11 protein-coding genes and 1 pseudogene are annotated in these 11,651 nt (G+C 68.0%); all 12 read right to left on the bottom strand.

The genetic code is table 11. From position 1 onward, the window contains the following. The coding region (locus ACZ3H8_RS40080) for an IS3 family transposase (protein WP_467410193.1) at positions 1 to 273 on the bottom strand (273 nt) is incomplete at its 3' end. A gap of 209 nt (positions 274 to 482) precedes the next feature. Continuing rightward, positions 483 to 1,388, bottom strand: a complete 906-nt coding sequence (locus tag ACZ3H8_RS40075) for a lytic transglycosylase domain-containing protein (protein ID WP_467410190.1) — start codon at positions 1,386 to 1,388, stop codon at positions 483 to 485. Positions 1,389 to 1,756: 368 nt separating this feature from the next. After that, complete coding sequence (locus ACZ3H8_RS40070; protein ID WP_467410188.1) at positions 1,757 to 2,095, bottom strand: enoyl-CoA hydratase/isomerase family protein; 339 nt, start codon at positions 2,093 to 2,095, stop codon at positions 1,757 to 1,759. A gap of 210 nt (positions 2,096 to 2,305) precedes the next feature. Next, complete coding sequence (locus ACZ3H8_RS40065) at positions 2,306 to 3,349, bottom strand: lytic transglycosylase domain-containing protein (protein ID WP_467410186.1); 1,044 nt, start codon at positions 3,347 to 3,349, stop codon at positions 2,306 to 2,308. A 55-nt stretch (positions 3,350 to 3,404) separates the two neighbouring features. Further along, positions 3,405 to 3,875, bottom strand: a complete 471-nt coding sequence (locus tag ACZ3H8_RS40060; RefSeq protein WP_467410184.1) for a hypothetical protein — start codon at positions 3,873 to 3,875, stop codon at positions 3,405 to 3,407. A 12-nt stretch (positions 3,876 to 3,887) separates the two neighbouring features. Next, positions 3,888 to 4,604, bottom strand: coding sequence for an ABC transporter ATP-binding protein (locus tag ACZ3H8_RS40055; RefSeq protein WP_451295535.1), 717 nt, complete (start codon positions 4,602 to 4,604; stop codon positions 3,888 to 3,890). Next, the gene (locus ACZ3H8_RS40050) at positions 4,601 to 5,437 is read right to left on the bottom strand and encodes an ABC transporter ATP-binding protein (protein WP_467410182.1); all 837 of its coding nucleotides are present in this window, start codon (positions 5,435 to 5,437) and stop codon (positions 4,601 to 4,603) included. The genes ACZ3H8_RS40055 and ACZ3H8_RS40050 overlap by 4 nt, the downstream gene beginning before the upstream one ends. Beyond that, on the bottom strand, positions 5,424 to 6,467 hold the full coding sequence (locus ACZ3H8_RS40045) for a branched-chain amino acid ABC transporter permease (protein WP_467410180.1): 1,044 nt from the start codon (positions 6,465 to 6,467) through the stop codon (positions 5,424 to 5,426). Before ACZ3H8_RS40045 ends, ACZ3H8_RS40050 begins: the two co-directional genes overlap by 14 nt. A gap of 122 nt (positions 6,468 to 6,589) precedes the next feature. Further along, positions 6,590 to 7,486 (bottom strand): branched-chain amino acid ABC transporter permease, encoded by an 897-nt coding sequence (locus ACZ3H8_RS40040; RefSeq protein ID WP_467410179.1) that lies wholly within the window; start codon positions 7,484 to 7,486, stop codon positions 6,590 to 6,592. Continuing rightward, entirely contained in the window at positions 7,483 to 8,937 is a 1,455-nt protein-coding gene (locus ACZ3H8_RS40035; protein WP_467410177.1) for an ABC transporter substrate-binding protein, read from the bottom strand. Before ACZ3H8_RS40035 ends, ACZ3H8_RS40040 begins: the two co-directional genes overlap by 4 nt. Further along, the gene (locus ACZ3H8_RS40030; RefSeq protein ID WP_467410176.1) at positions 8,934 to 9,974 is read right to left on the bottom strand and encodes a hypothetical protein; all 1,041 of its coding nucleotides are present in this window, start codon (positions 9,972 to 9,974) and stop codon (positions 8,934 to 8,936) included. The genes ACZ3H8_RS40035 and ACZ3H8_RS40030 overlap by 4 nt, the downstream gene beginning before the upstream one ends. Before the next feature lie 568 nt (positions 9,975 to 10,542). Further along, positions 10,543 to 11,364, bottom strand: a pseudogene (locus tag ACZ3H8_RS40025) (MFS transporter); the annotation flags it as partial. Between the last annotated feature and the right edge of the window lie 287 nt (positions 11,365 to 11,651).

The raw sequence follows: 11,651 nt of genomic DNA, 5'->3' as shown, positions 1-11,651 counted from the left end.
GCGGCCGCGCACCGCCTGCCAGAACTCGGCGGCCCCCAGCTCCACCGTGCCGTGGCTGACGTGGATGACTGATCCCAGGTCGAGTCCGGCGTGGACGCGGCGGGAGCCGTAGGTGCCACGGGAGGCGAGGTGAATGCCGGTAATGGCCTCGGTCGGCCAGGCGTCCCTGACCGACTGGGCCGAGGGCGGACGGTCCTTCCAGGTGTGGTAGCCGAACTCTGCGACGGGCAAGACGCGGGCGGCCAGCTGGACCGGCAGCCGCTCGGCGGTCATCACGGCGATGGCTGCGTACCGCCTGTGCCCGTCTTCAGGGTTCGCCCGCCAGGGCCACGACCGCGATCTCACTCGGCCCGCTACCCTCGATGTGCTTGGTGCCGCTCCCGTCGCGCAATCCGCAGCCCGCCGGCACAGCGGTCAAGGCGCGGGGCAGACGCGTAACGGGAAGCGGTGGTCAGGTGGCGTCTCATCAACTTCCCAACACATCAACCGGTGGTCCCAGTGTTGATGGTTGGCACAGTCGACGGAGGTGCCGACGAGGTCGGGGCGGGAGCCGGCAGGGTCGGTGCGTTGGGCGACGAAGGCAGGGCACCACCGGGGGCGCCGCCCCCCTCACCGCCCGGCGTACTCGTGCCCGGGGATGGCGCCGGAGCGGGCTGGTTGCCGGCGGGTCGCCCCGGTTCCAGAGTGTTGTCCGCCCTGCGTGGCGGCGGTGTGTGTTCCGGTTGCCGTGCGTGGTGGCGGGGCGCACCCGGTGCGGTGTCAGAATCCGAGCCCGGTGTGTCGGGCACCGCGACGGGGCCGCCGGAATATACGCGCATCCAGGCCAGTACCAGGTTGAGATAGGACTCCGAGTGGTTGTACGCGAGCACGGCCCGCCGCAGCCCCTCGGGTGTGGCCACATCATCGCCGGCCGCGCACAGGTACCCGCCTGCGGCCAGCGAAGCGTCGAAGACGTTGTTCGGATCGGCCCTCCTGTCGGCATTGCCGTCGGCGGCCCAGCTGCGCCAGGTGGACGGGATGAACTGCATGGATCCGACCGCGCGGTCCCAGACGGTGTCGTCGTCGTAGACCCCGTGATCCGTGTCGGCGATCGCCGCCACACCGGGACTGCCGTCCAACCGCGGTCCAAGAATCGGCGTCCGAGTGGTGCCCTGCGCGTCGACATCACCGCCCCGCGCATGCCCGGACTCCACCTTCCCGATCGCCGCCAGCAACGGCAGCTGCAGGTGGCAACCCGGCTCCGATGCCCTGGTGTTGTCCACCGCCCGCTGATAGGCCTGCAGCACCGTCGCCGGAATCCCCTGGACAACAGGCCGCGCCTGCACCCGGCCTCCCCCGTTCCGCACGGCAGGGCTGTCGGTCACACTCGGCAGATCCGGCAGTGACACGAAATTGGGGTAAGCGGGATAGAGAGGGGTGCTTCCGCCGTCAGCACCCGGGTCCGTGACGACTCTCTCCTCAGCAGCGGCCGTAGCGACAGCTGCCGAGGAAGGTACGACATGCTGCACCACCAGTATCGTCGACAGCGCTCTGGCCAACTTCTTCCAACGCATCATGCGGACATGGCGCTCCGGCCGTGTCGCGTGGGGATCGGACAGCGACGTCACCGGGCGTCCGAGGCGGTCGTCATGACCGGATTGCTGCTTTCCTGGTTCCTGCATGGTCAACCTCACAATGTCTCAAGGCACTCGGTCGGCTACCGGCACATCAGGCGGTCGCCCCTGCGGGGCAACCCACTTACCCTTGTTCGTTCTCATCACGAACCAGCATCCGCGCCGCCGGTATGACCTGTCGTCAACGGCATGCGCCCGCATGGTCGTTTGCTGCTTTCGGCCGCCTGCCGCGGCAGCCCCGCGATCCGTTTCGCGCATGGCATGGCCTCGGCCAACGGATCGGCCACCACATGGTTGGCGAGCCCCATCGCGACGGCGCGCTCGGCCGGGATGCGTGCGCCGGTGGTTGCGTACTCCTTGGCGAGGAGCAGGCGGGTGTGCAGGGCGAGGTGAGTAGGCCGCCGTCGGCCCGCGACCAGCCCGACCTGCACGTGTGGGTCGGCGAGTAGGCCGTCATCGGTGGTGACCCGCGCCAATTGCATGCGGGGTTTCCCTCTTGACGGTGTACCGGTTTCCGGTACTCGTCCCGGCCGGCCCCGTGGCCGCTGTTCTCTGGCCCGGTCGAGCCGGTCGGGTCACCGCTTGCGCAGCGACCGTAAAGCGGCTCGGCGTCGACGCGGCCGGGGAGAGCGGGCACCCTCTTCTTGCCAGGGCCGGCCCGGCGGCTCCGCCGCCGGGTGCCTTCATACCGGCTACTCATCAGTGGTCAGCGGCAGATCCGGTACCTCCGGTTCGGATGGCTGATCCGACGGAGCGGGCTCGTCCGGCTCATGCCGCTCAGGTGGTCCGTCTGTGCTCGGGGCCGGGCTCTGCTGTCGCGGTGGTTCCTTGCCCTGCCGTGGAGGCTGTCGTGGTGGTTCCTTGTCCCGCCGTGAGGACTCATCGCTGGGGCGCGGTTCCGGCGGCGCAGTGTGCGTCGGTTGCGTGGCCGGCGAGGTCTCGACCGCCGCCGCCTCGCCCGCGTAGACGCGCATCCACGCCAGCACCAGGTCCAGGTACTGCTCGGAGTGGTTGTACGCGAGCACGGCTCGGCGCAGGCCGCCGTCCCGGCTCACGTCTCCTCCCGCGGCGCACAGGTAGTGGGCCGCCGCGAGCGTGGAGTCGCCCACGTTGTGCGGGTCGGCGGTGCCGTCGCCGTTGCCGTCGGCTCCCCAACGGTGCCACGTCGAGGGAATGAACTGCATAGGACCGACTGCGTGGTCCCATGCGGTGTCACGGTCATAGACCCCGTTGTCCGTATCGCGGATCGCCGCCACACCGGGGCCGCCGTCCAGTCGGGGGCCGAGGATGGGGGTGATGGTGCTGCCGTCCGCATTGACCCGGCCACCGCGGGCGTGACCCGATTCCACGCGGCCGATTGCCGCCAGCAGCGGCCATCTGAGCCCACAATCAGGTCGCCGCTCGTTCAGCACGGCCACCGCATTCCGGTAGGCGGCCAGCACTCGCGCGGGGATCGCGACGGCCCCTACCGGCCGCATCCGATCCGTATGATCACGCTCGTCGGCGTGCGTCGCCGACGGAGCCGGCGAGGGCGCCGGCAACAGGGCGCCCACCGGTGGCGGCTCGGGGTACAGCGGTCTTCCGCCGTCAACCGCTCCCGCGAACACCTGGCTGGCTTCGGCCGGCTGGGCGACCTGGTACACCGCCACACCGGTCGCCGCGGTGGTCGCGGCGACCGCCCCGGCCACCGCGGGGGTGACCTTGATCCGCAGCCACGGCCACTTGGTCAGAAGCACGTCAGCGTCTCTCCTCATAAGGCTCTTGTGTTGCGCAGTTGTGGCAGGGCCCGCCTCAACCCTGCCGGGCGGGTATCGCAACGCGCGGCGGCGCGCAGACCCGGCAGGGCGCGAGGTTGCGATCGATCGCCTCCTCGATGCCGATCAGCTCGGCCTCGTCCCGCGCCTCCGACAGCTGGCAATCGACGCGGTGGTAGGACGCGGCACCGGCCACCACGTAGCCGCTGACGCCCGGACTCTGCGCGCCGGGACCGCCGAGCCCTTGTTTCTCTACGGTGACGGCGAGACGGTCGATCGCCGCCTCCAAACGCACCCGGTCCACCCGGTGGTTCTGCACGATGAGCATCGCGGCGCCCACCACCACGACCGCCAGGCCGATGACGCCGCCGGAGATCAGGTAGGGGAACTGCGCCGGAAGTGAGTTGTAGCTCGCCGCGCCGTTCCAGCCGAGGCACATCAGGACGAAACCGATCAGGCACAGCAGCACACCGAGCTGCCCGCCCAGCCGACCGAAGTTGATCTGCATTATGTATTACTCCTATGCACCTGATCCGAGGTACGCCTCGCGCAGGTTGACGGTCCGCAACTCGTCTCCCACGCCGGTGTACACCAACGTTCCCTTTTCCATGATCAGCGCGCGGTCCGCGAACGGCAGCGCGCCGGCGTTCTGTTCCACCATCAGCACCGTGGTGCCGTCGGCCTTGATCCGCGAGGTGACCTCCCAAACCGTGCGCGCCACGGTGGGCGACAGGCCGAGCGAGGCTTCGTCGATCAGCAGCAGTTTGGGGCGGGACATCATCGCGCGCCCCACCGCCAGCATCTGCTGCTCGCCGCCGGACAGCGTGCCGGCGATCTGGTTCTCCCGCTCGGCCAGGCGCGGGAAGTAGTCCAGCACGAGGTCCATCTGCCGCTTGAGCGTCTTGGAGTCGCGGCGGCGGGACCACGCGCCGAGCTTGAGGTTCTGACTCACCGTCAGCCGGGGGAACAGCCGCCGGCCCTCCGGGCTGAGCGAGATGCCGCCGGCCACCCGCTGTGACGGCGAGCCCTTGCGCAGCTCCTTGCCGTCGAAGGTGATGGAGCCGGACTGCGGCTGCAGCATCCCCGCGACTGTGGTGACCGTGGTGGTCTTGCCCGCGCCGTTGAGGCCGAGCAGCACGCAGCACTCGCCCTGCTCGACGTCGAAGCTGACGCCGTGCAGCACCGGGTACTGGTCGTAGCCGACCACAAGGTCGCGCACTTCGAGCAGCGCCATCAGACGTACTCCTCTCTCGCCCGCTCGGTGGCCGGCGCGTCGGCCGCGGCGACCGTGGGTGCCTCAGCTTCCTCCGGGTCCTCGCCCAGGTAGGCGCGCACGACCTCGGGATGCCGCCGTACCTCGTCCGGTTTGCCTTCCGTCAGCACCTGGCCGAAGTTGAGGCAGTAGACGTAGTCGGACACCCTGGTGACGAGCGGCACATGGTGGTCGATCATCACGATCGTCACGCCGAACTCCTTGCGCAGTTCGAGCAGCGTGTCGCCGAGCTGGTGGGCTTCCTCCGGGCCCATGCCCGAACCCGGCTCGTCCAGAAGCAGCAGGTCGGGGTCGGTGGCCAGCACCGCGGCGATCTCTACCTTCTTGAGCACGCCGTAGGGCAGGTCGGCCACTCGGGCCTGCGCGACTCCCTCGAGGTTCATCAGCTCGAGGATCTGGTGGGCCCGGTCGGCGAGCCTGCGCTCCTCGGCGAAAGTGGCCGGTCCACCGAGGATGCCGGCGAACGGGTCGTAGTCGGTCTCCAGGTGCTGGGCGGTCACCAGGTTCTCCAGCACGGTGGTGTTCTTCACCAGGCCGACGTTCTGGAACGTGCGGCCGATCCCGAGCTTGGTGCGCTCGTGCACCGGCTTGCCGGTGATGTTCGTGCCCCGGTAGCGGACGCTGCCGCTGGTGGGGCTGTAGAACCCGGTGATGCAGTTGAACAGCGTCGTCTTGCCGGCCCCGTTCGGGCCGATGATGCCGACGATCTCCCACTCCCCAACCTTCAGGTCAATGTGCTGCAGCGCCTTCACGCCGCCGAAGTTGATACTGACGTTGTCGACCTCAAGCACGGACATCGGTGACCTCCACGTCCCGCACCTTCCCGGTGTGTATGTCGAACTTCCGGCCGAGCATCCATTCCTTGATCGGCGCGATCTGCTGCCCGAGACCGCCGGGGTGGGTGGTCAGCGTCAGGATCAGCAGGATGGGGCCGAGGACATGGGGCACGAAGCTCAGCGGCAATCCGATGCCGTCCTCAATCAGCCAGTCCACGCCGGCGGTGTCGAACAGCCAGGTCTTGAACAGCCAGCCGCCCTCCATGAGTGCGAAGAACGCCGAGCCGATCACCACGCCCGCACGGTTCCGCAAGCCGCCCACGACGGTCATCAAGATGAACGACAGCGCCAGCTCAAAGCCGAAGTTCTGCGGGACGATCAGGTCCTTGCCGTGCGCGAACAGCGCTCCGGCCACGGCCGCGAACACTCCCGAGGTGACGAACGCGAGCAACGTGTAGGCCTTGACGTTGATCCCATAGGAGGACGCCACCCTCGGGTTCTCCCGCAGGGCCTGCAGTGCCCGTCCGCCCTTGGTTTTGGTCAAACGCCAATCCAGCCAGAGCACCACGACCACGAACCCGAGGCACAGGTAGTAGTAGGCCGTGGGGCTCTGGAACCCCATCGGCCGCGTGACCGCCTTGCCGGCGTCACCGCCCGTGAAGCTGATGATTCCGAAGATGCTCTCCTCGGTGAACACGCCATAGGCGAAGGTGACCAGCGCGAAGTACAACCCGGTGAGCCGCAGCGAGATCGCACCGAGCACCGCTGCCTGCAGGCCACCCACGATCGCCGCGATCGGCACCGCCAACCAGAAGTCGATGCCTAGGTCGACCTCCATGTAGGCCGCCATGAACGCCCCGATTCCCACGAACGCCTGGTGGCCGAGCGAGATGGTGCCGGTGTATCCGATCAGGATGTTGAGCGAGAGCCCGGTGATCACGAACACGGCAGCGGTGATCAGATGTCCGGTGTCCTCGCCATCGAGGTCGAAGGGCGACAGGAAGTTGCCGGGAACCGCGAACACGAACCATGCCAGGGCCGCCCACGCCAAGCCGCGGGCGAACCACCCGGCGGTGGTCGGCCGGAACCGTGACTCGGGCTTCCCCACCACGCTGGGCAGAACGAGCGTGCTCTCGGCGGACGCCTCCTTGCCGGGCGATGCCTGTACCGCACTCATGTGCCGACCACCTTTCGCGCGAACAGGCCCTGCGGGCGGAGCAGCAGGACTACCAGCAGGAACACGAAAAGAATCGTCGCCTTCGGCCCGGGCAGGTCGGCCAGCGCGCTGAGCGCACCCAACTGCTCCACGATGCCCACCAGAAGGCCGCCGGCCAGCGCCCCGGGCATGCTGCGCATCCCGGCGAGCACCGCGGCCATGAGGCCAGGCAGCAGCGCCGCACCGCCGCCGAAGGTGAGGAACGCCGCGGTGAAGGTGTCGTTGGGACCCGACAGGATCCCCGCCAGCCCACCGAGGGCCGCGGCGATTCCCCATGTCATCATCGACACCCGGCGCACGCTGATGCCCACCAGTTCGGCGGCGGTGGCCTCCTGCTGCGCGGCCTGGATCGCCAGCCCGGACGGCGACCGGAAGAACGTCGCCAGCGCCAGCGCCACCACGATCAGTACCAGCACCGTGATCACCTTCTGGTAGGTGATGGCGACTCCCAGAACCGTGGCGATCGAGCCCTCGACGATCGGCGGCATCTCCCGGATCGGCTGCTCGTTGGTGAGCCAGAACTGGATGCCGATCGCGGTCGTCGCGACACCGGCGGTACCTACCAGCAGTGTCACCTTCGAGCTGTGCCGCAACGGACGGATCACCACTCGCTCCGTCACCAGCCCCATGACGACGGCCACGGATATGCCGAACAGCAGGCCCAGCGCGTAGTCCCAGTGCCACATTTCCACGGCCACGAAGGCTGCGAACAAGCCGGTGGTGCCGAACTCCGTCTGCGCGAAGTTGAACACACCGGTCGCGCGGTACACCAGCACGATGCCCAGGGCTACCAACGCGTACACACTGCCCCGGAACAACCCATTGACCAGGGCGACGACCAGCTCCTGGCTCACGGCTTGTACCTCCCGGGCCGGGTCTTGAACTGCCGCGAACCACAGTCGGCTTCCAGCAGGTACATCACGCTGCCACCGAACCTCTTGTTCGGTGCGAACTTGGCCGGCGGGAACACCCCGGAGTCGAAGGTCTTGCCGCTGTTGAGCGCCGCCATGAACGTGCGGTGGCTCAGGTTCTTGCCGGCCGCCTGGAGCATCTGACCGACCAGCTTCTCGAGGCCCCAGGCATTGATTGCGATATCGTCCGGATCAGCTCCGCCGTTCTTCGCCCGATACGCTTTCCGGAACTCGGGGTCGATCGAGTCTATCCTGTCCAATTGCGGGAACGACGAGAAGAACCGGGCGCCGTCGATCTGCGGGCATCCACCCGCGGCAACCAGGTTGAGCCCGCTCGTGTTTCCGGGACCGTAGAACCTCACGCTGCACGTCAGCGCCTTGGATACATTCACCAGGCCGCCAGGGCTCGCGTTCCACACGACCGCCTTCGCACCGCTGTTGCAAATCTTCGCCGCGATCGACGTTGCTTCGGCCTGGATCTTCTTCGGAGCGCGGTCGTTCAGCACGAGTTTGGTTCCGAACGCCTGCTTCAGTGAATTGCCCTGCACCTTGGCATAGTTGTCCAAATTATCGTTCTCCGCCACGATCAGCCCGACCTTCTGCCCGGAGAAGGCCGCCCTCATCTCACGTGTGATCATCGGCGCCTGCTGCTCGTAGGTGAGGTAGGCCGCGAAGTAGGTCCGCAGCGCGTTCAGCGATCCGAGACGCGGATTGGACTCATGCACACCGCCCGAGATGTAGGGCCACTGCCGGGAGTTCGCGTAGCGCGCGCAGGCGTCGATCTGGTCGGCACCGGCGGAACCGATGACCAGGAAGTACTTCTGTTCGATGAAGCTCTTGCACTTCGATACCGCAGTCGACGGGTCGAAGTTGTCGTTCTCGAGCTTGACCTGGAGCTTCCGCCCGTTGATCCCGCCCTTCTTGTTGATGTAGTCGGCGTACACGCCCACCGCGCGCTCGATCGAGTTCTGGGGGATCGCCGCCGCGCCCGTCACCGGTGCGTGCACGCCGATCTTGATCGGCTCGCCCGGCTTCAGCGGCGTGGGATCGCCGATACCCGGCGGCACCGGCCCGCTGGTGCCGCCACCGCTGCCGCCCCTGTCACCGGTACCCCCGGTGCCCGTCCCGGTCCCGGTACCGGTCCCGGTACCGGCGGCGCCTGTGCCAGCACCCGCACCCACGCCCTGCGCGCCGGGGTCCAGGGCGCCTGGGTCAACCGGCTGACCGTCCGCACCAACCCCTCCGAGCGCACCTGCAGCGGTGCCCTGTCCACCCGATCCACCCGGCCCGGCGTAAAGCCCGCTCACGCCCGGCTTCTGCCCGCAGCCCGAGACCACCGCAAACGCCAGCGCCACCGCTGCGATACCGATCTGCCTCGATTGTCGCTGGATCACTTCGCCTCCTTGAAAAGCGTCTTGACCACCCGGAGTTGGTCGAGCGCGCGGCCCACACCGTGACGCGCACCGGACAGCACCGGCTCACCGTTCGGGCCGAGCGCGAACATCACCGCATAGGCGAGCCCGAGCCCGACCGGGATCAGGAAGAGAACTCCGCCGGGGATGTCCTCCAGCATTGAGCCCACGTGCGTCACCGGGGTGGCCGCAGCCGGCAACTGCAGCCCGCTATTGCGGGCCACGTCCTGGGCTTCCGTGGCGGCCGGCGCCGTGGCGTCATCTGGCATAGTTCCTGCATCCGCCGGTACTTCCCCGGAGACGTCCGTACCGGCACCTGTGTCGACCGCACCCGAATCGCCCGTCGTCCCGCTGTCCGCCGGTATGGCAGCCGGCGGTTGGGGTGTCGCTCCCCCGGTCGCCACCAGCTTCATGCCGATGCCCTTGTCCGACGGCCCGTCCCAGGTCACCTGGAAACTCATCGGCGCCTCGACCTGCTCCACGAGGGCGATCGAGGTGGGTAGCTGACTGTCCTGTGCTAGCCAGAGCCGCGCGATCGACGTGAGGTCGAAGTGCCAGATCCCGTCCTTGCCGCGTTTGCCGGCAGCAGCGGCGAGTTCACAGTCGTAAGCTGGCCGCGACGACCACTTTCCACCCTCGGCCTTGGTCCAGAACGCATCCGTGACAGGGCACGCCACGACCTTGACGCCCTCGCCGTCGGAGTTCACGTTCGAGTCGGGGGCGGACGATTCCCTCAGCATCACATCGAACGAGGTCACATCCGCGCCCGGGCCATACTTCAGGGCGAACTCGATGGCCGCGACCATCTCCTCCGCACCATTGACCGCCGCCACCGTCATCGCACCGGCCGGCACATTCGGCGGCGTCGGCTCAGGCCGAGCGACGAGGCCCGATTTATCGATCTCGTTCTCGTCGTTGCTCCTCCACCACCAACCCGCCTGATAAACTTTTCCTCCGACGGAGGGGCCCGGCTCAACGGCGGGTGCCGCGCTGACCGGTGCGGCCGCACTGAGGACCACGGCGCACGATGCGGCGAACCCGGCGCCGAGACTGCTGGGATTAGACATCTGTCTCCTTGGCTAGCCCAACTACACTGTTGAACTAAATTGCTTGGGGGCCGGCAAGTTATGTAGCGGACCTAGTCGCGTCAACGAACAGTCAAGAGCCCGATTTCGGTCTCCCACGACTTGAGGTAACACGCTGGCCCGCGGGCATCGAGGAACACCGGGTCACTGAGGCGACCCAGAAGTTTGCCCTCACTGGCGACATCCAGCGCGCATCCGCATCGTGGTCGCGCCGGGCCAGTCGGCGTCTTGCAGGCGACGTGCACCCGGAACTGACATACGCACTGGTCGACAAGGCCGTCGGCTGTTCCAGCATGAGTGGGCGCGCTGCGTACGGCGCCGACCATGGCGTCAGTTACACGCCTGCGACATCTTTTCGTAAAGTGCCGGGTCGTGGACACAGATGATCGCCAGGTCGGGTTCTGCGCGCCGGTAGAACTCGGCGATGCGGGCGTTGTTGTCGCGGACCTTGTTCAGGTCGAATGCGACAAGAGTTTCCATGGCGCGCAGGGCGGCGGGTACGGAAGGTGGCGGTATTCACGGCGAACGATCCGCCGGCCAGCAGCACCGTGCCGAGATGCCCGCGCAGGATGGTCCGCAGCATGGAGCTCTGCTCGCTCTTCTCCTTCTCGGCCAGGGCCCGTTCGGCGGCTCGGAACTCGGGAGTCTCCTCGACCCTGGTGTGGATGTAGCAGGCAAGGCCCAGCACGAAGAAACCGGCGATGAACGGCACGCGCCAGCCCCAGGCGGCGAAGGCGGTTTCACTGGTGAACGCGCCGGCCAGTAGGAAGACCGAGTTGGCGGTCACGACGCCGATGGGAACGCCGAGCTGGACGACACTGCCGTAGACCCAGCGTTTCCCCTCGGGGGCGTACTCGGTGGCGAGCAGCATCGCGCCGCCCCACTGGGCACCGAGGGCTATGCCCTGCATGACGCGCAACACGACGAGCAGCAAGGGGGCGGCGATGCCGATCGTGGCGTACGTGGGGAGCAGCCCGATGCCCGTCGTGGCGACGCCCATCAAGGCCAGCGCGAGCACCAGCATCGGTTTGCGTCCGCGCTTGTCACCGAGATGGCCGGCGATGACGCCGCCGAGGGGGTGGGCCAGGAAGCCGACGGCGAACGTGGCGAAGGAGGCCAGCGCCCCCGCGGTGGGGCTGCCAGCGGGGAAGTAGAGCTCGCCGAGGACGAGCGCCGCTGCCATGCCGAAGACGAAGTAGTCGTACCACTCGACGGCCGAGGCGAGAGCGGCGGCCGTGGCCACCTTGCGCCGTCTCCTTGCGTCGTCGGCCGCGGCCTTGCTGGGGAGGGGGTGAGCGGATACTGCGGAAGGCGCAGTGTCCATGGGTGCACACTCCGGTGGGCGGGGGGGAAGGGAGGGGGATGTGGGGGGAGCGGGGGGCGGCATCGCGACTGCAGGGAACGTACTGACCGGACGGTATGTGCGTCAACGGGTTGTGCAGGAGTTCTTTCGCCTGTGCGGTATAGGTGGTTCGGGCCAGGACAGCACTGTGGGCCCGGCGTCATGGGACGCCGGGCCGGAGCCGAAGACGACCGCAGGAGGGCACCGCTCGGAGAGCCTGGGCTGAGCGGGCTGGGCGCGTGGACTCAGACGCCATCCGCTCAGAAGCA

The sequence above is a fragment of the Streptomyces sp. NPDC002868 genome, assembly GCF_055563295.1.
The sequence above is the reverse complement of the archived record's forward strand: the minus strand, read 5'-3'. Positions and strand labels throughout refer to the sequence as shown.

Bases quoted from the DNA above. Each gene is read 5' to 3' on its own strand.
- ACZ3H8_RS40050 (WP_467410182.1), bottom strand. From the start codon at position 5,437: ATGTCCGTGCTTGAGGTCGACAACGTCAGTATCAACTTCGGCGGCGTG.
- ACZ3H8_RS40070 (WP_467410188.1), bottom strand. From the start codon at position 2,095: ATGCAATTGGCGCGGGTCACCACCGATGACGGCCTACTCGCCGACCCA.
- ACZ3H8_RS40060 (WP_467410184.1), bottom strand. From the start codon at position 3,875: ATGCAGATCAACTTCGGTCGGCTGGGCGGGCAGCTCGGTGTGCTGCTG.